Annotated in this window: 14 protein-coding genes and 1 pseudogene; 8 read left to right on the top strand and 7 right to left on the bottom strand. The window is 68.0% G+C overall.

The genetic code is table 11. From position 1 onward, the window contains the following. Positions 1-35 precede the first annotated feature (35 nt). The gene (locus ACAV_RS20725; RefSeq protein ID WP_049791161.1) at positions 36-3,725 is read right to left on the bottom strand and encodes an IPTL-CTERM sorting domain-containing protein; all 3,690 of its coding nucleotides are present in this window, start codon (positions 3,723-3,725) and stop codon (positions 36-38) included. 235 nt (positions 3,726-3,960) lie between these two features. Here ACAV_RS20725 and ACAV_RS24775 point away from each other — a divergent pair, with 235 nt between their 5' ends. Together ACAV_RS24775 and ACAV_RS20730 are read left to right on the top strand one after the other, a co-directional pair. Then, complete coding sequence (locus tag ACAV_RS24775) at positions 3,961-4,134, top strand: hypothetical protein (RefSeq protein ID WP_174270283.1); 174 nt, start codon at positions 3,961-3,963, stop codon at positions 4,132-4,134. Positions 4,135-4,205: 71 nt separating this feature from the next. After that, on the top strand, positions 4,206-7,079 hold the full coding sequence (locus tag ACAV_RS20730; RefSeq protein WP_013596542.1) for a hybrid sensor histidine kinase/response regulator: 2,874 nt from the start codon (positions 4,206-4,208) through the stop codon (positions 7,077-7,079). 12 nt (positions 7,080-7,091) lie between these two features. Here the strand turns inward: ACAV_RS20730 and ACAV_RS20735 are convergent, their stop codons facing one another. The 3 genes from ACAV_RS20735 to xrtH all read right to left on the bottom strand — a co-directional run bounded on the left by ACAV_RS20735 (position 7,092) and on the right by xrtH (position 10,000). Continuing rightward, positions 7,092-8,534, bottom strand: a complete 1,443-nt coding sequence (locus ACAV_RS20735; protein WP_013596543.1) for a carbohydrate porin — start codon at positions 8,532-8,534, stop codon at positions 7,092-7,094. Between the two features lie 86 nt (positions 8,535-8,620). Continuing rightward, complete coding sequence (locus tag ACAV_RS20740; protein ID WP_013596544.1) at positions 8,621-9,442, bottom strand: exosortase H-associated membrane protein; 822 nt, start codon at positions 9,440-9,442, stop codon at positions 8,621-8,623. Positions 9,443-9,457: 15 nt separating this feature from the next. After that, positions 9,458-10,000 (bottom strand): exosortase H, encoded by a 543-nt coding sequence (gene xrtH / locus ACAV_RS20745; protein ID WP_013596545.1) that lies wholly within the window; start codon positions 9,998-10,000, stop codon positions 9,458-9,460. 243 nt (positions 10,001-10,243) lie between these two features. Here xrtH and ACAV_RS20750 point away from each other — a divergent pair, with 243 nt between their 5' ends. Continuing rightward, positions 10,244-14,866, top strand: a complete 4,623-nt coding sequence (locus tag ACAV_RS20750; RefSeq protein WP_244875494.1) for a DUF6531 domain-containing protein — start codon at positions 10,244-10,246, stop codon at positions 14,864-14,866. A gap of 1 nt (position 14,867) precedes the next feature. On the opposite strand, the pseudogene ACAV_RS24245 reads toward ACAV_RS20750, so the two are convergent. Continuing rightward, a pseudogene (locus tag ACAV_RS24245) lies at positions 14,868-15,899 on the bottom strand (IS5 family transposase); the annotation flags it as partial. 18 nt (positions 15,900-15,917) lie between these two features. After that, positions 15,918-16,043 carry a hypothetical protein gene (locus ACAV_RS25205; protein WP_280512901.1) on the bottom strand — a complete coding sequence of 42 codons (126 nt, stop codon included), beginning with the start codon at positions 16,041-16,043 and terminating at the stop codon, positions 15,918-15,920. On the opposite strand from ACAV_RS25205, the gene ACAV_RS25155 reads away from it, so the two are divergent. The 5 genes from ACAV_RS25155 (at position 16,038) to ACAV_RS20760 (ending at position 18,400) form a co-directional block, all read left to right on the top strand. Further along, the gene (locus tag ACAV_RS25155; protein ID WP_244875566.1) at positions 16,038-16,511 is read left to right on the top strand and encodes an RHS repeat-associated core domain-containing protein; all 474 of its coding nucleotides are present in this window, start codon (positions 16,038-16,040) and stop codon (positions 16,509-16,511) included. The genes ACAV_RS25205 and ACAV_RS25155 overlap by 6 nt on opposite strands. Further along, positions 16,460-16,864: a hypothetical protein gene (locus tag ACAV_RS20755; RefSeq protein WP_167539387.1), complete on the top strand. Its 405-nt coding sequence runs from the start codon at positions 16,460-16,462 to the stop codon at positions 16,862-16,864. The genes ACAV_RS25155 and ACAV_RS20755 overlap by 52 nt, the downstream gene beginning before the upstream one ends. A 270-nt stretch (positions 16,865-17,134) precedes the next feature. Further along, positions 17,135-17,233 carry a hypothetical protein gene (locus ACAV_RS25250; RefSeq protein ID WP_353611306.1) on the top strand — a complete coding sequence of 33 codons (99 nt, stop codon included), beginning with the start codon at positions 17,135-17,137 and terminating at the stop codon, positions 17,231-17,233. Further along, on the top strand, positions 17,212-17,847 hold the full coding sequence (locus tag ACAV_RS24780) for a hypothetical protein (protein ID WP_157768800.1): 636 nt from the start codon (positions 17,212-17,214) through the stop codon (positions 17,845-17,847). Before ACAV_RS25250 ends, ACAV_RS24780 begins: the two co-directional genes overlap by 22 nt. Positions 17,848-18,034: 187 nt before the next feature. Beyond that, positions 18,035-18,400: a hypothetical protein gene (locus ACAV_RS20760; protein ID WP_157768801.1), complete on the top strand. Its 366-nt coding sequence runs from the start codon at positions 18,035-18,037 to the stop codon at positions 18,398-18,400. A gap of 123 nt (positions 18,401-18,523) precedes the next feature. Here ACAV_RS20760 and htpG read toward each other — a convergent pair whose 3' ends face one another. Continuing rightward, positions 18,524-20,473, bottom strand: a complete 1,950-nt coding sequence (gene htpG, locus ACAV_RS20765) for a molecular chaperone HtpG (protein WP_013596547.1) — start codon at positions 20,471-20,473, stop codon at positions 18,524-18,526. Positions 20,474-20,573 lie beyond the last annotated feature (100 nt).

Here is a 20,573-nt window from a genome sequence, read left to right on the forward strand (position 1 = left end):
CGCACTGAACGAGGGCCTCACGGCCCCGTTCATTCTCACCGGCCGCGCCGCTGGCCGGGCGTGGACTGGCGCAGGGCCAGCAGGCCGAGCAGGCAGGACAGCGCGATCAGGCCCCATTGCGACAGCGTCGGGATCGTCGCGAGCTGGTCCGGCGGCGACTGCACGGTGGTCGTCTTGGACGAGCTGTTGTTGCCCGGGTTGGTGTCGCCCGGTGCGTCCAGCGTGGCGGTGTTCACGAGTGGCCGTGCGCCGTCGTAGGGCGACGCGAGCTTCGCCTTGAAGCGGAAGTCGCGGCTCGCGCCGGGCAGCAGTTCGCCGACGGTGCAGTTCACCGTGCCGGACGCGAACGTGCAGTCGGTGGACGATACGAAGGCGAGGCCCTGGGGCAGCACGTCGATCGCCTGCGCGCCCTGGCTCGTGAGCGGTCCGAGGTTGCGCACGGTGAGCACGTAGTCCACGTCCGCGCCGGGCGCGAGCGGGCCGTCGGGGCCGGTCTTGGTGATCGACAGGTCGGTGGCGATCGCGTCGCGCTTGGTCGAGGTCTGGTCGTAGGTGGTGTTGTTCACCACCACGTCCTGGCCGCCGCGCAGGAACTCGGTCTCGCGCACCGCCACCACGGCCTTGTGGAACACCGTGCCCGATTCGGCGCCCGCCGGCAGGCTCAGCGCCTTCATGCGGAACGTGATGGTCGCGACCTCGTCCTTGGCGAGCCCGGGGAAGGTGCACACCACGCTACCGGAGGTCGCGCCCACGGCGGGCTGCGTGCAGGAGCCGCCCCGGTCCACCGTCAGGTTGCCGGTATAGGCGAAGGTGGCCGAGGGGGCGCCGTTGGTCGGGTGTGTGACCGGGAAGGTATCGGTCATCACCACGTTCGTGCCGTACGAAGGGCCCGAATTCTTCACCGTGATCGTGTAGGTCGTCTCGGTGCCAAGCGCGATGGCGTCCGCGCTGTGCGCCATCGACACCAGCACGTCCAGCTCGGGCTGGGTCAGCTCGACCTGGGCCTGGGCCTTGTTGTTGGCAAGGTTGGGCTCGTCCGTGGCGGTACCGATCTCCACCTCGTTGTTCAGCACCTGTCCGGCCGCCCACGCGGTGGTAGGCCGCAGGCGGTAGGTGACTTCGTACTGCCCGCCGTTCGCCAGCAGCATGCTCGCGCCCGTGGTGCCCCAGCGGCAGTTGAGCGTGCCGCCCTCGCCCACCGGATCGCAGGTGCCGCCGCCGGTGGGCGTGGGCGTGCCGATCAGCACGGTGCCCGCGGGCAGCGTGTCCTTCAGCCAGACGTTCTCGGCCGAGGAGGGGCCGTTGTTCTTCGCGCGCACCGTATAGGTGATGGGTTCGCCGGAGATGGCGCGCGGCGTGGGCGAGACCGTCTTGGAGGCGACGAGGTCCACGCGTGCCGTGACCTCGCTCTGCACCGTCGAGGTGTTGTTGCCCAGCGCCGGGTCCACCACGTCGGCGGAGAACGCGGTGGCGGTGTTGCTGCGCTGCGCGGTGGTGGCCACCGTGGGCCGCACGGCCACGGTCACCGTGGCGCTCGCGCCGCTCGCCAGCGTGCCGAGCTGGCACAGCAGCGTGGACGAGGTGGCGTTGGTCGCGCCCGAGGGCGTGCAGGTGCCCGCGGTGGTGTTCACCGACACGACTCCCGGCGAGCCGCTGCTCGATACCAGGCTGCCCAGCGCATCGCGCAGGCTCACGTTGGTGGCAGGATTCGGGCCCTGGTTGGTCACCACCATGGTGTAGGTGAGCACGTCGCCGGCCGGCACCGAGGCCTTGTCGAAGGTCTTGACCACGCTCACGTCGGCGGACACTTCGCTGCCCGGCGTCTGGTCGGAGGCGCCCACGCCGATGCCCTGGCAGTTGATGCCGTGGGCGGGGTCGTTGAGCCACGGGTCCTGCCGCGTGCCGCCGCTGGCGGGGCTGAAGTTCACGCAGGCGTTGTTGGTGGCGGAGCCTGCGGTGGTACGCACGGCATCCACCACGATGTCCGGCGCATTGCTGTTCACGGCCAGCCCTGCGACGCGCTCGCAACTGAAGGTGCCGGGCCCGGCGAGCGGCAGGGCACTGCAGGACCAGCCCGCGCCGGAGGCCGCGTTCAACCCCGTGAGCGTCACGCCCGCAGGCACGGAATCGCTCACCACCATGGAAGGGATCTGCGGCGTCGCGCCCGAGGTCGCGGGTACGGCCAGCGGCCCCAGGTTGCGCACGCGCAGGCGGTACTGGTAGGTCTGGCCGATGGGAATGGCGACGCCCTGCCCGTTCTGGTAGTTGGACGCGGACTTGGTGATCTGCAGATCGGCCACGTCGGTGGCCGTGATGAACACGTCGGGCGTGGCGTTGTTGTTGGTGTTCGGGTCGTTGCGGCCCGTCATCGCCACGGTCGCGCTGTTGGCCAGCGTGCCCGTCTGCAGCACCTGCGCCCGCACGGTGATCGCCGGCAGGTTGGTGTAGGTGGAAACCGTGGCAGCGGGCAGGTCGCAGGTGATCGTCTGGCCCGCGGCGGCGCAGGTCCAGCCGGTGCCGGTGGCGGACACGAAGGACAGCCCCGTGCCCAGCGTATCGACCACGCGCACGGGCACGCCGTCGAGCGCCATGCCGCCGTTGAGCCGTGGCGTGAGGGTGTAGGCCACCTGGTCGCCGATGCCGTAGGTCGTGCCGCCGTTCACCGCCTTGGCGATGGACACGTCCGAGCCCGTGCCGGCGACGTTGACCTCGGCCGTATCCGTGTTGTTGGATGGCTGGCCGTCGGGCATCTGCGTGGAGCCGTCCTTGTAGCCCTGCACGGAGAACGACGTGGTGATGGAGCCGGTCACGTTGGGCGCGGCCTCCACGCGAAGCTGGGGCGCCACGGCGCCTGCCGCGAGCGCTCCGGCACGCGAGCAGGTCACCACCGTGGCCGGATCGGGTGCACCCGGCGAGACCAGCGGCGAGGCGTTCGACGCCGCGGGCGTGCAGCTCCAGCCGTTGGTGCCGCCCGCGCGCGTCACCGCGACGCCGGTGGGCACGCTGAAGGTCACCTGCACGCGACCGTCGGCCGGGATGTCCGTGGGCCCCTGGTTGCCCACGTCCACGAGGTAGGCGTACTGCTGTCCGGGTGCGATCGGGTTGACCGGGGGCGCGAGCGGATCGGTCGCCACCGAAAGCGACAGGTCCGCGGCCTCGGTGGTGGTGATGCGGCGGTCCAGCGCATCGTTGCTGGGGTCGGAATCGGTCTCGTTGCGCGTCACGCGCGCACTGTTGATCCAGTTGGTGGACACGGTGGGCAGCACCAGCGCGAAGTCCACGGCCTTGGTGGCGTTCACCGCCAGGGTACCCAGGTCGCACTGCACGGTCTGGTTCGCGGCCGTGATCGTGGTGCCGGGCGCGATGGCGGGAAGGCAGGACGCGCCGGCCGGGCTGGTGGTGACGGACTGGAATACGGCGCCCAGCGGCAGCGTGTCCGTCAGTTGCACGCCGGTGGCGGCGATGCCGGTGTTGTGGTGCACCTTGACCACGTAGTGGAAGGTACCGCCCGCCGGGCCGGAAGCGGACGCGGGCACGGCATCCTGGTTGACGAGCACGTCCGTGGTCTGGTTCTGGGCCTGGGCCGCGCCAGCGGCGAGGGCCAGCGCGGCAGTGACGATGCCGAGGCGGAGGCTGCGCGTGGCTCCGGCGGCCCTGGCGAGCATGGTGCGGCAGGTGCCGGGCGGCGCCGAAGCGCCTGCCCGCCCTGGAGAAGAATGATTCATGCCGGTCTCCCTGAGTGTGATGGACTGGACCCGGCCACGCCGCGACACCACTGCAGCACCGCGAGGTGCGTCGGGAGTGGGGAGCGGCATGGCGCGAGGAGTTGGCAGAATCTATGAGATGGATCACCACGATTGCGGAATTCAACAATTGTTGACAATCCCTGCTCTGCCGTGCGTTCCCTGCCACAACGTGCGGGCTTCGCACGCTGTGCTGCCATTCCGCCCTCGCGCACCCATGCATTCCCGTGGCCTGCTCGGATCCATCGGCATGGGCAACGCCCATCCATCCAGCGTGAAAATCGCCATCTACGATGTGGTCACGCGCCACCTGCAATGCCGGATCGATACACCGGCCGCGGTGGCGCAGCTGCGCCAGGCGATCGCCCGCCACCGCGGAGCCGACCGCTGAGCCGCCCGGCGGCCCCGCCGTCACGTCCCGCCCGCCCGTCATCTTTCGCCACCTTTGCCCGGAGCCGCCGCATGGTCCGCACCCGCCCGCTGTCTCACCTGCCGCTCACCGCCAAGATCGTGTTCCTCGTGGCACTGATGGGCGTGATTTCCATCGCGACCGCGCTCTACACCACCCGGACCATGGGGCACATCACCGACGACTACCAGGGCCTCATCGACCGCGAGGCCCAGAGCGCCCTGCACGTGAGCGATGCGGCCCTGCTGCTCGGCGAGTCGAGCCGCCTCGTCTATGCGGTGCTCACCGAACAGGACGAGAACACCATGCGCGCGGCACTCGCCACGCTGCAGCGGCTGCAGGCGCAGTTCGAGGCGCAGATCGACACCACCGAGCGGCTCGTGCCCGGGGATGCCGGCGCGCTGGGATCGATCCGCGGGCAGGCGGCCCATGCCTTCACGCTGGCCGCACGCATAGTGGAGGCCGCCGCCCGCTGGCGCGGCGACCGGGCGCTGGAAATCATCCACGGCGAATTCGAGCCCGCGCTGCGCACGCTGCAGCAGGCCATGAACCGGCAGCGCGACGAATCCACCGACCGCTTCCGGACGGCATCGGTGCAGCTCGGGCGCCTGACCAGCAGCACGATCCTCTACACCGCGCTGGCGGTGGCCGGCGGCCTGGCGCTGGTGATCGCGCTGTCCACCTGGGTGGCCGTCTCACAGATCTCGCGCCCCATCACGCTGCTCACACGGCACATGGAACGCCTCACCGACCGGCACTACGACGACCCCATCACCGGCACCGACCGGCGCGACGAGGTGGGCACCATGGCCAAGGCCCTGAAAGTGTTCAAGGACAGCATGCAGCGCGAAGACCGGCTCGCCGTCGAACTCGCGGCCAGCGCCGAGGCGCGGCGCCTGTCGGAGCAGTTGATCGACCTCACCAGCGCCATTCCAGGTGCCGTGTTCCAGCTGCGCATGGAGGCGGGCGGCAAGGACCACCGGTTCCTGTTCGTGAGCGAGAAGGCCGGGGACCTGCAGGGCCGCAGTGCCCAGGAACTGCTCGGTTTGCAGGAGCCCCTGCACGCTGCCTACGGCCTCGACGAAGCCTCCGGCGCCCTGCTGCACGAGGCTTTCGCGCACAGCCTGCGCACGCTGGAACCCCTGGATTTCGACGTGGAGGTGCAGCGCGGAGAACACACCCGGTGGATCAAGACACTGGCCACCGCGCGGGCCCTGCCCGACGGCGCCGTGCTGTTCAACGGCGTGTGGCTCGACGTGACCGAGCAGCGCAACCAGGCCCGCGCGCTCGCGCAGGTGGCCGAGGAGAAAGCCACGTTCCTCGCCGTGATGAGCCACGAGATCCGCACCCCGCTCAATGCCATCCTCGGGCTGGCCCAGCTCGCCCTCAAGGAGCCCCTGCCGCCCGCGCAGCAGGAGCGCGTGGAGCAGCTCTACCGCGCCGGCCGGCGCCTGCTGGGCATCGTGGACGACACCCTGGACTTCTCCAAGATCGACGGGGGGCACCTCGTGCTCGAGCATGCGGAGTTCGACGCACGCCAGCTGCTGGCCGACCTGAGCGAGCTGTTCGAGCCGCGCGCCCGCGACAAGGGCCTGGCGCTGCGCGTCGGGCTGCCGGACGCCTTTCCGGCCCACCTCGTGGGCGACGCGCACCGCATCGCGCAGATCCTGATGAACTTCGTGAACAACGCCATCAAGTTCACCGAAACGGGCGAGGTGGCCGTCACGCTGGAGGCCGCGGCGCAGGAGCCCGATGGCACGGTCGTGCTGCGGGGTACCGTGCGGGACACCGGCATCGGCCTCACGCCGCTGCAGCGGGAGCACCTGTTCCAGCCCTTCCACCAGGCCGACGCGACCATCACGCGCCGCTTCGGCGGCACCGGGCTGGGCCTGGCCATCTCGCGCCGTCTGGCGCGCCACATGGGCGGAGACACGGGCGTGGACAGCACGCCGGGCCTGGGCAGCACGTTCTGGTTCACCGTCCGGGTACGGCGCGCCGCGGACGGCACCGCCCCGGCGGCCGTGGCCCCGGCGCTCCCATCGGGAACGCCGGCCGCGCTGGCGGGCCGGCGCGTCCTGCTGGTGGACGACAACGAACTCAACCGCCTCGTCGCCACCGGCCTGCTGGAGGCCGGCGGCCTGCAGGTGGACACCGCCAACGATGGCGCGCAGGCACTCGAACGGCTGGCCCGGGCGCCCGACGGCACCTACGACGCCGTGCTCATGGACATGCAGATGCCCGTCATGGACGGCCTCACCGCCACCCGCCGCCTGCGCGACGACCCGCGGTTCGCCGCCCTCCCGGTGATCGCGATGACCGCCAATGCCGCGGCGCTGGACGTGGAGCGGGCGCGCGCGGCCGGCATGGACGACCACCTGCCCAAGCCGGTGCTGGAACTGCCGCTGTGGACGATGCTGGCCCGCTGGATCGCGCCCTCCGGCGCCCGCGGGGCGCCGCCTGCGCCAGCGCACACACCGACTTCGGACACGGGGGCAGCGGGCCCCGGCCTGCAGGAGGTCCGGTCCCTGCCCGCTTTCGATGCGGCCCCGCTGGAAGACCTGGCAGGCCTGCTGTCGTCCGATCACCTCGCAGCACTGCGCGAACGCTTCGTCCGCCAATGCGACGCACGGATGCGCCGGATCGACCAGGCCTGGCGGGAGCGCGACTGGCCCACCCTGCGGCAGGAAGCGCACGACTGGGGCGGCACGGCCGGCAGCTTCGGACTCGAGCGCCTGGGCGGCCTCACCCGGCTGCTGGAAGAGGCCGCCGTGCAGTCACTGGCCGCGGGCGACGGGCAGGCGCCCCCCGCCGGGCTGCTGGAGGCCGTGCGCGAAGCCCTCGGCGAAGGGCTGGAGCAACTGCAGGCCCATGCGCTGCGGCCCCACGGGTGGCGGGCCCGCGCCGAGGAGGCCGGCGCCACGGCGTGAAAAAAGGAGTGCTCAGAACTCCGCGTGCAGCCGTACCGAGAAAATATCCACCGGACCGCGGTCGCGGTTGTAGCCCGGGTTCTGGATGCGCTGGGCGCCCAGCGACACGGCCGACTGCAGCGCACCGGCGGCCGTCTGCACCGGCGGCATGGCCACGCGGTAATACACCTCCCAGACCCGCTCCCTGCCATAGTTCAACGCGCCGTCGCCCAGGAAGGCGCCCTGCCCGCCGGCCGCGAGGTAGTCGCGGTGGCTGCCGGACAATCCATTCACCGCCAGGGCCGCGCCCATGCGGTCCGCCGGCCGCCCCCAGGCCGCGCCGGACCACTGGCCGCCCACCGACAGTTGCCGGTCGATCTCGGTGAACGCGTACGTTTCCTGGCGGCCACTGCTGCGGCCCGCACGCACGAACACGCCGGCATCCTCACCCAGCGGCGCCTCCAGGGTCACGGCCCAGCCGGTCTTGGTCTGCAGCCGGCGCACCGCGCCCACGTCCGGCACCGTGCCGGTCGCCTGCCCGAGCGCCACCGCATCGTCGAAGGCCCCCATCACCGCCCGGTTGCGGAACCACAGCACGCGACCGCGTAGCGGGCCCGCCGGCAGCGCCACGGGCAGGTTCGACTCGGCCTCGATCTGGTCGCCGTAGTGGCGCAGCCAGGCGCGGTCGAGCTTCGGCCCGTTGGATTCGCGGGGCTGCAGCCCCCGGCCGCCGCGCACGGCCCACTGCGGCGTGCGGTACTCGAGGATGCCGGCCCAGGTGTAGCCGCGCGCATCGGCGGCGTAATCCCATGGCCCCGGCGCCAGGAACGACCAGTTGAAGAACTGCTCGCGCGGGTCCTTGGCATAGGGGTTCGGATCGAAGTAATCCAGCAGCGAAACGTTGCCCAGCACCAGCGTCCAGCGGCGCGCGGTGGCCGTGCCGCCCATCTCGTTGAAATCCGCGTCGATCTTCTCCGTTTCGCCGCCCGCGTTCCAGCGCTGCAGCAGGAAGAGCCGCGCGCGGTAGGCCTTGAGCTGCGCCCCGGAAGAGCGCGCCAGTTCGCCGTTCGAGAGCCCGCCCGCCCCCGTCAGGCGCGACAGCGGCACGCCCTGCGCGGCCTCCGGGTTGAAGTGCAGCTGCCCCCCTTCCCAGGGCCGCACCGCCAGGTCGGCCGTGGCGGTGAAGGAATACGAGCGCTCGCGCGTGGGCACCAGGCTGTTCGGGCCGGTGTAGGCCGCATCGAAGGCCGGCTTGCGCTGCCAGACATAGGTGGTCTGGGCGTGCAGGGCCACGCGCGGCTCGGCGGAGGAGTCACCATCCTCTGCTGCTGCGGCGGCCGCGGGCGCAGCGGCGGGGGAGTCGTCCGGGGCCGCGGCCCAGGCTCCGGCGGCGGGGATGGCCAGCAAGGCGGCGGTCAGGAACGGAACGCGGAAACGGGCCGGCGCGGGAAAGGACAGGGGCAGGAAGCTACGCATGGGCCGGCATTCTGGCAGCGCCCGGCGGCACGGCCGTGTCGGCCGGCCCCGGTGTGACTCGGCCGCCACACTGCCGGGCAGGAAAGTCAGCGCAGGGGCCGGCGCGGGGGCAGGCCCGCAGAGGCGCTAGACGACACCGGAACGCCACCGATGGACCGCTCGGGCGCCAGCGGGGTGCCGGCTGCGGGAGCCTCTGCAGCCGGTCCGGAAGCCGTGGCGGGGACCTGTGCTGCGTCCTTGCCAGGGACCGCCGTGGCCTCGGGCGCCGAAGCCGGTGCCGCAGGCGCACCGGCAGGCGCCGCAACCCGGCCGGACAGCGAACGCTTCCATGCGCCGATCACTACCTCGTTCACGAACGCCCGGTCCAGCCAGAGCCAGACCAGGATCGGCGCGAGCGTGGGCACTACCAGCGAGCCCAGCTGGTAGCCATAGACCAGGGCCTCCATCTGCCACTGCGCCACGCGCAGCGTGCGCACGTCGAACTGCGCCGTCAGCAGCAGTTGCATCAGCAGTTGCATGCACAGGCTGAAGGCCTGCAGCGGCAGCAGCAGCGCATAGCCGGCCAGCGCGCGCACCGTGCGCCCGGGCCCGCGCGCGGCCAGGAGCAGCGCCAGGAAGATCGGCAGCCCGTAGGCGTAGCGGCCCGGGTCGGATTCGAGGGTGATCTCCACCGGCTGGTTGCCCGTCTGGGGCGTGGCGATGGCCACCGAGGTGTCCACCTCCAGCCGCCCGGGGGCGAGCCGCGCCTCGCGCACCCAGCCGGGGGCCGTGCGCTCCAGCGCCACGCCGGCCACCATGCCGGCGGGGTAGGACGTCCAGGGCGACACCCGCGTCCACGCGAGCGTGAGCACGACGACCCCGATGAAGAGGCCGATGACGAAGGCCTTCAGGCTGGCGGCGCGGCGCATCGCGGTCGCGCTGCCTCAGGCCAGGGCCGCGGCCGGGGGCGTGGCCGGCGGCGCGCCCGGGCCGGGCGGGGAGCCGGCGGACGGCTTGCTGCCCGCGCGCACCCACAGCAGCCAGACGATAAGCACGTCCACCATGATCAGCGCCTGCCAGAGGTACTCGTGCGCGAAATTGAACACCGTCGTGCTCCACTGGCCCAGGTAGAACAGGCTGATCACCCGCACGATGTTGAGCGCCTGCACCGCCACGAAGCCCGCCGCCAGCCCGACCAGCTTGTGCCGCCAGGTGGAGGGGAACGCCATCACCGCCGCGAACAGCACGATGCAGGCCTCTATCCCGTTGCAGCCCGCCTCGATCGACACGCCGAAGCCTGTCTGGTGGTTCCACAGCACCTTGCCCGCCGCCGCGGCCGAGCTGTCGAACCACATCACCATCGTCGCGCAGATGCGCGCGAGCAGCGCCGTCCACGGCAGCACCAGGTGCTCCTGCACCCAGTTGAGCATGTTGATGCCGAACAGGGTGAGCTGGAGGGTGAGGAAGATGAGGAAGAAGCGCAGCATGGCGTGGGGCTCCGCGGAGGGGGTGGGGATCGCTGCGCATTATCCGGGAGCGTTGGGGAGCCGCCCGGTCAGCGCCTCATGCATGTTTGGTGCAGACCCAACCCATCCACCTTCAGGAACAAAAGTTACCTGGCGCAACCTTTCGATCAATTATAGAAATTTATGATCCCGGCCGTTTCAATGGACTCGACCGCAGTCCGGGAGGTTGCGGTCCATAACGATAACTGACGAGGGAGTGATGACATGAGCGGCAAACCCGCAGCCCGCCAGGGCGACCTGACCAAAAAAGGCGGCACGATCGTCCAGGGCTCGGCGACGGTGCTGATCGGCTCGGCAGGCGGCGTGGCGTGCTCGGAGTGCCCCGGAGGAATGGCGGTGGGCAACCCGGTGAACCCATCGCTGGGCGCAAAGGTGCTGACCGGGGCCGATGAACTGGACTTCGCGCTGCCGGGGCCGCTGCCGCTGGCGTGGCAACGGGTGTACAGCAGCTATGTGAATGCAGAGCACGGCGCGGCGTGCGGGCTGCTGGGGTACGGCTGGAAGCTGCCGCTGGAACTGCGGGTGGTGCTGCAGGAAGAGCGCGCGGTGCTCTTCGATGCGACGGGGCGGGCGATCACGTTCGATGAAGCCCTTGAGCCAGGTCAGGCCCTCTACAGCAGCAGTGAGAATCTGTGGTTGATGCGTGGCGGCGGGATGGTTGTTGCGGACACCTCCACCGCTCCAGCCATCCCGGCCGAACTGCTGCCCTGGGCGCAGCAGCCCCGGTGGTCGCACGTTCCGGCGGTGCTGCGCGCAAACCCCGGCTGCGTGATCGCCGCGCCGGGCTCTGCCGGTGCGGGGGCAACAGCCTGGGTGTTCCTGCCCGCACAGACGGCAGCGCCCGGTACCCCGGCAGGCAGTGCCCCGGATCATGTCCTGCATGCAGTGATCGACCGCTTCGGCCGAAGCCAGCGCTACCAGTGGGGCAACGAAGGCCCGCACCGGAGCCGCGTCGTGGGCATCACCGATGGCAGTGGACGCCGCTACGCGCTGCACTACGAACGCATCGCCTCCGGTGCATCCGCATTCCCATCGGCCAAACCGAAGGCGCCCCACCCCTCGCTGCAACCCGACGACGGCGTGCGGCTCGTGGCCGTGGACTGCACGTTCAACCCGCTCGACCCCGGCCTGATACCCGACACGGCCCCGCGCCCGCAACCGCTGGTGCGCTACCGCTACGACGGCGCGGGCAACCTCGCCGAAGTCCTGGGCCAGGACGGCACGGTATTGCGCCGCTTCGGCTACGACGCATGGCACCGCATGACGGAACACCAGGTGCGCCAGGGCCCGCGGCACCGCTACGTGTACGAGGACCAGACCGCGCAAGGCCGGCGCAAGGGATTGCCTGCGCGCCCGGGCGCACGCGTGGCCGAGCAGCACAACGAGGAAGGGCTGTCGTACTTCTTCGACTACGGCCACTCTCCGATAACCGACGGCAATGGACCTGCCGCCTCGGTGCGCAGCAGCACGGTAGTGCGCGACAGCCTGGGGCGCACCACGACCTACCACTTCGAGGGCGAAGGCGGGCTCAAGCGCCTGGTGCGTCTCGTGGCCCCGGACGGGGCCGAACACAGCTACAGCTACGACAGCGCCGGCCGCCGCCTCTCTGCCACCGATGCGCTGGGCCGCACCACGTGGTGGCGCTATGACGGCGCAGGCCGGCTGCTGGGCGTGCAGGGCCCGGATGGCCGCAGCACCCAGCAGCGCTGGGGCGCGGCGGGCAGTGCGCAGGACGGGCTGCTGCTGGCGAGCCAGGACGCGGCAGGCCTGCGCACGCACTACCGCTACGACGACTGGGGCCGTCTGGTGGAGGTCGCGATACTGCCGGAAGGAGGAACGGACGAGGCGGCAACGCTGCAGGCCCTCACCACACGCTTCGAATACGCACAACCCCAGCAGGATGCTGAGACCGGCGCGACGACATTCCCGCCCCACACGCTCGCCTGGTGCGACCAGCCCGTGGCGATGATCGACGCCCAGGGCGGGCGCAGCCAGTACGCCTACAACGCCTGCGGCCAGCTCGCGCGGCACACGGACTGCTCCGGCCACAGCCAGACATGGCGCCACGGCGCCTGGGGCGAGGTGGTGGAAGCGGTGGACGCGCTGGGCCAGTGCACACGACTGCGCCACGCGATGCAGCAAGGCGCGCTGCGGCTGGTGGGCGTGCAGCAGCCGGGCAACACGGCGGTGCGCTACCGCTGGAACGAAGCCGGACGGATGGAGGCCGTCACCCACGGCACGCACGACGTGCTGGAAGGCACGGGCGAGCCCGCGGGCACCAGCACCACCATCGCTTACCGGCACGACCTGTGGGGCCGCGTGGTGGAACAGTCGCAGGCGGGCCGGGGCGTGCAGTTGCGCTACGACGTGGCCGGGCGGCTGCAGGAGCTCGTCAACGAGAACGGCGACGTGACACGCTTCGTGCACGATGCGGCCGACCGGCTGGTGCAGGAAGTGGGCTTCGATGGGCGCAGCCAGGTGTATGGCTACGACGCGGCGGGCCAGCTCACGCACACGGGTGATGGGCATGGCGAGGGCCACCACCCGGGAGCGGCGGCGCGGCCGGAGTTGGGCGCAGTGGTGCGCACGCGGCTGCACTACGATCTGGGCGGCCGGTTGGTGGCGCGTGTCGCCGTGCGGCTGCCGGCACCGGGAGCAGCGTCCAGTGTGGATGTATCCGACAACCCAGCGGCTGAACCGCACGCCGTGCTGCAAATCCAGCGCTTTGAACACAGCCCAGCCGGAGCATTGCAGCAGACGCGCACCTGGGAGGCAGAACTGCCGCACGGGATCGAGCCCATGGCATTGCCTGTCAGCTCCGCACTCCCAGGCGCTGCCACGGATCGACCCATCCCCCTCGCCGAACGGTGGTTGGCGCTGGACACGCAAGGATTACTGTCCCTGCTGGACCGCCCGGGCGACCCGGCCCAGGCTCCGCTGGCGGCCGCGCTGCAGGCGCAGCGTCTGCAACCCGAGGCCCGCGTGGCCCTCGCGCGCGATGCCTTCGGGCGCGTCTGCGGAGAGACGCAGACGCTGTACCGCCAAGCCACCCAGCCGCAGGCATCCCATACGGGGGGCGAGCCCCCCGTGGAGTTCGAGCACGCGATCACCCACACCCTGGGCCCGCTGGGCCAGCGCACGGCCACGCAGGCGCAAGGGCTGGGCACGCTGCAGTGGCTGGCCTACGGTTCGGGCCACGTGCACGGGCTGCTGCTGGACGGCCAGCCGCTGGTGGACTGGGAGCGCGATGCCCTGCACCGCGAGGTGGGGCGCACGCTGCACCTGCTGGAAGGCCAGGACAACGCAGACCTGACGGCGATCGTGCATGCACGGCAGCTGGACCCGATGGGCCGGATGCTGCACCAGGACTGGCGCGGCCTGCGCCATGGGGCGCCCATGCCAACGACCGGTGACGCCAACGACTCCGATACGGGCCCCTCGTCCGCCGCGGGCCGCATCGCCCCGGCGCTGGGTCCCCTCTCCACACTCGCCCAGCGCCGCTACTGGTACGACCCGCTGGGCCAACTGGTGGGCGTGCAGACCCCGGGCGAGGCCACGCGCTACGGCTACGACGCCTGGCAGCGCCTGAGCGGGCTGCACCGCGCGGGCCCGGGCTCGACGGAGATACAGGCGCACTGGACGCTGGACGCAGCGGGCAACCGCCTGCCCGCGCCCGTGGAGGCGCGGGCAGCCGGGTCCTCCAGCGCCGAGCGCCAGGACTGGGCGCGGCAGGTGCGCAAGAACCTGCACGATGCGGGCTTCGACCTGCTGCGCGCGGGCGACGGGCCCGGTGAAGGTGCTGGCCCGGTCACGCGCTGGCCGGGCAACCGCATCGGATGGAACACGCCCGAACCGGACGCCGATGGAGCCGGCAGCGACGGCAAGGGCATCCTGATCCGCTACCGCTACGACGCCTTCGGCAACCGGGTGCAGGCGCTGCACGCCGCCGGCCGGGCGCAGCGGTTGCGCTACGACGCGTTGCACCAGTTGCGCGAAGTCTGGCAGCGCGAGGCAGCGGGTGGCGCCTGGCAGCGGGTGGCCTGCTACCGCTACGACCCCTTCGGGCGTCGGCTGGCCAAGACCGTCTTCGGTCATGGCAACGACAACAGCAACGCAGCTGCGGAGCCTTCGACCACCACCTATGCCGGCTGGGACGGCGACCGCCTCGTGCACACCGAAAGCCCGCAGGGGCTGCAGCACGTGCTCTACGAGCCCGGCTCCTTCGCGCCGCTGCTGCGCCTGGAGCGTGAGCAGGCCATCCCCACGGCCATGCAGGCCCTGCTCGCCATGGAGGGGAGTGAAGGCCTCGGCGAAGCGCAGGCGTTCTTCGCGGCGCTGCCGCCATCGCAGCGCGAAATGCTGCAGGATGCGCTGCACGGCGCCATGGGACCGGACGGTGAGGGACTGATCGCGCGTATGCAGGGCGTGCTTCCCGCCGAGGTGGCCACGCTGCTGGCATCCGGACTGCAGGAGGTCGGCAGGTGCCAGCTGTCCGCTGCCCGGTCCGCGCCGACGCTCATCCGCCATTTCCTGTGCGACCACCTGGGCACGCCCATCGCCCTGGTGGACGCCAATGGCCCGCAGGCGGGCCTGGTCACCTGGGCCGCGACCTATCACGCGTGGGGCGCCGTGCGCGAGGAGGGAGCCTCTCACAACCGCCACCAGCCAGTTTTTCCGGCGTGTCGTCAGATTCCAGCGCCCCGAATGCGCTCGGACACCTGCTCGGTGGGTGGGACGCAGCCCATGTACAGGGGCCTTTGCCCCCCGCAAGGCTCACGCTTTTTGACGGTTGCAGGCGCACCCGTGCCTTGGCAGCCGATGGCTTGAAGAACGCATCCACTTGCCGATGCAGGAACGACGCCAGGCGCTTGAGGTTGTAGCAGGCAGCCATCATCGTCATCGCCACCGTGGCGCGGGTCTGCCCGATCGTGCGAACGAACTTGCCGCCCAGGTGACGGAGACCGGCAAACACATGCTCCACCTTGGCACGCTTCTTTGCGATGCGCTGGTTGCGCCTTTGCTGGCACTCGCTCAGTGGCTTGCCCGGCCGAGCCCTGCGTTGCATCGCGTCCACCAAGCCCAGCACCTTGAGTAGCTGCTGGCGCTGCCGGCTCGCGTAGGCCTTGTCCGTATGCACTGCACGCCCGGTGTTGTGCAGGTCCAGCACCTCGTCGAAGTGGTGTCCGTCATGCTCGCTGGCCGTGCCCGTGGCGATCCTGCGGATGAAGCCGTGCTTGAGGTCCACGCTCACGCTGAGCTTGTAGCCGAAGTAGCCCTTGCCGTGCTTCTTCGTGTGCGTGGCGTCCACATCCTTTTGCCGGCGCTCGGCCTCGCTCCAATCGGGCGTTCTGCCTTCGGCCAGGGCCTCGCGCTCCTGCCTGTCCAGGCGCTGGCGGGGCGCGGGCACCAGCGTGGCATCGATGGCCTGTCCGCCACGGGCGATGTAGCCATGGCGGTGCAGTTGCGCATCCACACCCTGGAACAACGCCGTCGCCCCGTCAACGCCCAGCCGCTCGCCGAAGCGCCAGATCGTGTTGCGGTCCGGCACGTTCATCGCGTCTTGCAGCAGACAAAAGCGCTGATAGCTCGCCCGGTCCAGCAACTGGTATTCCATCTGCTCGTCCGACAGGTTGTACAGGCGCTTCAAGACCAGGATGCGCACCATCACCTCGATGGGATAGGCCGGCCGACCACCCTTGCGGCCATCGCCGCGCTCGATGAGTGCATCCACCAGCCGCGCCAGCTCGGCGAAGTCGATGTGCCGCGCGATCACCTGCAACGGATCGCCCACTTCATCTCTCTTATGCTGGCGCGACGCCTCGGCAAACAGATCGAACTTCAAGGCGCTGCGAGGAGAGATCATGGCAAGGAGGACGGCTCAGGTCTTGTCGGTGAACAAGGGAGTGGCCGGGTTTTGAGAGGTTCCCAGGAATACGATCCGCACGGTATTGGCCAGCCCATCCGATTCCAGGGCCAGCAGCTCGACGTAGAGACGGGGCTGCATTACAACCGCTTCCGATACTACGACCCCAGGGCTAGTCAGTATGTAACGCAGGACCCGGTTGGATTGAACGGTGGTTTGAACTATTATGCATATGCAACTGGCAATCCGATTAAGTACGTTGACCCGACTGGGCAGTTCGCGATGCTGCTGCCGCTCATCCCAGCCATCACCGGCACCGACCTGCTAATTGGCGCGGGGCTTGGTGGGGCGCTTATAGGACTGGACAAGATATTTAACAGGCCAGGGAAGACGCCCAATACCGGAGAGCCAGGCTCTTGTCATGTGAACCCTGGTAGCGGCCAAGAGCGAAAATACGGAAGTGATGGCAAGCCAGAGTACGATATCGATTGGGATCATGACCATGGACAAGGCAGCCCTCATGGGCATAACTGGGATGGGGACAAACGTGACAATGGTTGGCCTATATCGTCATGGCCTCATGGCAGAACTTCGGGGCAAAATCCATGAATTCTACTGAGGCGCAATCTGTAGCGGTCATCTTTGAGATGGATGCGCGAGAGAAAATCATGAAACTGGCGGCATTCATGCCTGTGTGGGCTATTGACAGCACGGCAAATGCGAAGGCGATTGACGATGCAAGGCAGCAGCACCAGTTCCCGCTGACCATTTTTTTTGCACATCCTGGCGAATCGAGAATGGATATGTTTTCTCGGGTTTTGTTCGACGTTGACGAACATCACCAATGCGGCACGTTTGATGTGTACGGTGCGTCCGAGAGGGATATCGACCCAGCAGCTGTGACTGAACTGAATATCCATCGTGTGCGCGAGACTGACTACGGATTCCAATTAATCCGGTGAGGCAGATGATGCAATTGAAACAGCCCTTGCTGCTGCCCAGGGTATCTTCCACCGCCAATGGCGCGCTCTCATGAAGCCCGTGTAGCGGTCTCGCGCAGCCACTTTCGGTGGTGCTCCGCTGCTCTGAAACCCAATGAGGTTCGCAGAGCACCAGACAGGAGGATTTGGCAGACAACCTGAGCCGCGTTCCTACGACTGAATCTGCACTGAATCCGAATTCAGCATCAGAAGACAGAAAAATTACAAAGATGCATTGACGCAAGAATCAACATTGCAAAAAAATGCTTTGCAGGTGGCGACGCTGGTCACAACAAGCAAATCAATGAACTTATGAGAATCGTCGGTAAATGTACGGGACGCCAATGGTAGAGAATAATCCAGTCAACCTTCAAATCCTAAAGGAAAGAAAGAAGGCGGCTTCTTTAGCGCCATCTCTAGCAAAGCGCTATGAAAGCATGCTGCTAGCGGCCTTCCCTGAAAGTTACCCAGAAGGTGAATTATTTATAAAAAACACTTTTACAGAAGATGACAGAGAAGATTATCTACGGTTTCTCTCATTATTTAATGGAAAGAAGTGGACCGAAGTAGACATCGAAAAAATTGAAGATATTTATATACAACACTCCAGATTAACAACCATCGGTGGCATCTATTATTTACCTGTATTTCTCAAATATTTCTTCGATCTCAATAATATAGACAACGAGTTTTTCATTTACCTGATGTTTGACTTGGAGAATGGATTCGATGAGCATACGCCAGAAAACCTGGACGACTCCTTGAAAGGAAAGAAAAAGCTGGAAATAAAATATCTTTCTTTTGAAAAGATCAATCCTATACAGTCTAAACTGGTGGCCACATTTTTAGTCAATGCAGCAACCTTCTCCCGGCGGAAAGCTACGAGGGCAAGCAAGCTCAACGCGCACTCACCAACTACTGGGGAAATTTCCTGCTTTTCTGATCTGCCATGTCGTTCACTGTAGATCTATATCTATGTGTAGCGGGATTTTGATCTGAAAAACCGCCAGCGCTTACAAATTTTCAAAATACTGCAGTATGGCGTTAAAAATATATTCCGCCGCGGCCCTATGCCTGGCCGCGCATCTATGCAACGCGGGGCAGGCACCCGAGCCACCGCGCGCCGTCGATAAAACCCATGCCATCGCTCCCGTGGCATCCATCCAGATCACCCGCGCCAACGCGCAAACCGCGGCAGGAGACGCGGCTCCCTGTGCAGGCGTCCGGCCGCTGGCCGAAAGCGACGTACGCCGGTTTCTCGCACACGCCCGCCCCGTCACCCGCCGGGCGGCCCTGCACGAAGATTTCCTCGTGGGCGACTGCTATACGGAAGCCCGCATCCGCTTCCAGGACGGCCGCACCGCCAGCCTGGGCATCGCCAACGATGCCGGCACGGCCCTGCTGACCCCCATCGTGGAGGGCAGCAGGGAACAGGCACAGGGCCGTTACCTCCGCTGCGCAGAGTGCGCAGGCATGCTGGACCTGCTGGACCTGCCGGACCGCCTGCCCGCGAACTGACTGCGCGCACCAACGCGAAAACGCGCCCACGAAAAAGCCGCGGAAGGCATGCCTGCCTTCCGCGGCTCCGGTGTGCAGGCGGGGCGGCCTGCAGCGCAGGCCTGTCAGCCCGCTCGCCTGGTCTTACACCAGCAGCGCATTCACCCGTTTCACGTACGCGGCCGGGTCTTCCGGCAACCCGCCTTCGGCCAGCAGGGCCTGGTCGAAGAGGATGTGCGCCAGATCGTGGAAGTGCACGCTGCCGTCCAGCTTCTTCACCAGCGCATGCTCGGGGTTCACTTCCAGCACGGGCTTGGCGTCGGGCAGCGACTGGCCGGCCTGCTTCATCAGGCGTGCGAGCTGGGTGCTCATGCCGTGCTCCTGCACCACGAGGCAGGCGGGCGAATCGACGAGGCGCGTGGTCACGCGCACGTCCTCGGCCCGGTCCTTCAGGGCTTCCTTGAGCTTCGCCAGCACGGGCTTGAAGGCCTCGGCAGCCTCTTCGGCGGCCTTCTTCTCGGCCTCGTCCTGCAGCGTACCCAGATCCACCGCACCCTTGGCCACGGACTGCAGGGGCGTGCCGTCGAAGTCGTGCAGGTAGTTGAGCGCCCACTCGTCCACGCGGTCGGCCATCAGCAGCACCTCGATGCCCTTCTTCTTGAAGACCTCGAGTTGCGGGCTGTTCTTGGCGGCGGCCAGGGTGTCGGCGGTGATGTAGTAGATCGCCTCCTGGCCTTCCTTCATGCGGGCCTTGTAGTCGGCCAGCGAGACGGTGGTGGTGTCCGTGGTGGTGGAGGCGAAGCGCAGCAGCTTCGCGATGCGCTCGCGGTTGCCGAAGTCCTCGCCCAGGCCTTCCTTGAGCACCGAGCCGAATTCGGCGTAGAACTGCGTGTACTTGCCTTCCTTGGCCTTGTCCTCCTCGCTCACCACGTCGGTCACGCCGTCGGCGCCTTCACCGGCGGTGTGGCGGTCGTGCTTGGCCAGGTCTTCGAGCATGGAGAGCACGCGCTTGGTGGAGCCCTCGCGGATGGCGCGCACGTCGCGGCTTTCCTGCAGCAGCTCGCGGCTGACGTTGAGCGGCAGGTCGGCCGAGTCGATCACGCCCTTCACGAAGCGCAGGTATGTGGGCATGAGCGCTTCGGCATCATCCATGATGAACACGCGCTTCACGTAGAGCTTCACGCCGGCCTTCTTGTCGCGGTTCCACAGGTCGAACGGCGCCTTCGCGGGGATGTAGAGCAGCTGCGTGTATTCGGTGTTGCCCTCCACGCGGTTGTGGCTCCAGGTGAGCGGGTTCTCGTGGTCGTGGCTGATGGCCTTGTAGAACTCCTGGTACTGCTCGTCGGTGATGTCCTTCTTGGGGCGCGTCCACAGGGCGCTGGCCTTGTTCACGGCCTCCCACTCGCCGGTCTTCACCATCTGGCCGGGCTCGCCTTCCTTCTCGCTCTCCTTCCACTCCTCCTTCTCCATGAGGATGGGCAGGCTGATGTGGTCGGAGTACTTGCCGATGACCTGCTTGAGCTTCCAGGCGTTCAGGAACTCCTCGGCCTCCTCGCGCAAGTGCAGGATGATGCTGGTGCCGCGCTCGGCGCGCGTGATGGTCTCCACCTCGAAATCGCCCGTGCCGCCGCTGGTCCAGCGCACGCCCTCTTCGGGCTTCAGGCCCGCGCGGCGCGATTCCACGGTGATCTTGTCGGCGACGATGAAGCCCGAGTAGAAGCCCACGCCGAACTGCCCGATGAGCTGGGCGTCCTGCTTCTGGTCGCCCGAGAGGCGGCTCATGAAGTCCTTGGTGCCGCTCTTGGCGATCGTGCCCAGGTGGTCGATGGCCTCCTGCTCGCTCATGCCGATGCCGTTGTCGGTGATCGTGAGGGTCCTGGCGGCCTTGTCGAAGGACACGCGCACTTCGAGGTTGGGCGCATCCTCGTACAGCGCGGCGTTGTTCAGGGCCTCGAAGCGCAGCTTGTCGCAGGCGTCGGACGCATTCGAGATCAGCTCGCGCAGGAAGATTTCCTGGTTGGAATACAGCGAGTGGGTGACCAGGTGCAGCAGCTGCGCGACTTCGGCCTGGAAGGAATGGGTGTGCTTGCTCATGGTTGGTGGATGGCTCTTGTAGAGGTTCGCAACGAAAAGGGGAACGCCCGGCCATCTGGGGGCCGGCCGCGGATTATCAAGGCCTTCCGGATCCGGTCTG

Source organism: Paracidovorax avenae ATCC 19860 (genome assembly GCF_000176855.2).
Lineage (GTDB): Bacteria > Pseudomonadota > Gammaproteobacteria > Burkholderiales > Burkholderiaceae_C > Paracidovorax > Paracidovorax avenae.

Bases quoted from the DNA above. Each gene is read 5' to 3' on its own strand.
- ACAV_RS20725 (WP_049791161.1), bottom strand. From the start codon at position 3,725: ATGAATCATTCTTCTCCAGGGCGGGCAGGCGCTTCGGCGCCGCCCGGC.
- ACAV_RS24775 (WP_174270283.1), top strand. From the start codon at position 3,961: ATGCATTCCCGTGGCCTGCTCGGATCCATCGGCATGGGCAACGCCCAT.
- ACAV_RS20730 (WP_013596542.1), top strand. From the start codon at position 4,206: ATGGTCCGCACCCGCCCGCTGTCTCACCTGCCGCTCACCGCCAAGATC.
- ACAV_RS20735 (WP_013596543.1), bottom strand. From the start codon at position 8,534: ATGCGTAGCTTCCTGCCCCTGTCCTTTCCCGCGCCGGCCCGTTTCCGC.
- ACAV_RS20740 (WP_013596544.1), bottom strand. From the start codon at position 9,442: ATGCGCCGCGCCGCCAGCCTGAAGGCCTTCGTCATCGGCCTCTTCATC.
- xrtH (WP_013596545.1), bottom strand. From the start codon at position 10,000: ATGCTGCGCTTCTTCCTCATCTTCCTCACCCTCCAGCTCACCCTGTTC.
- ACAV_RS20750 (WP_244875494.1), top strand. From the start codon at position 10,244: ATGAGCGGCAAACCCGCAGCCCGCCAGGGCGACCTGACCAAAAAAGGC.
- ACAV_RS25205 (WP_280512901.1), bottom strand. From the start codon at position 16,043: ATGCAGCCCCGTCTCTACGTCGAGCTGCTGGCCCTGGAATCGGATGGG.
- ACAV_RS24780 (WP_157768800.1), top strand. From the start codon at position 17,212: ATGTACGGGACGCCAATGGTAGAGAATAATCCAGTCAACCTTCAAATC.
- htpG (WP_013596547.1), bottom strand. From the start codon at position 20,473: ATGAGCAAGCACACCCATTCCTTCCAGGCCGAAGTCGCGCAGCTGCTG.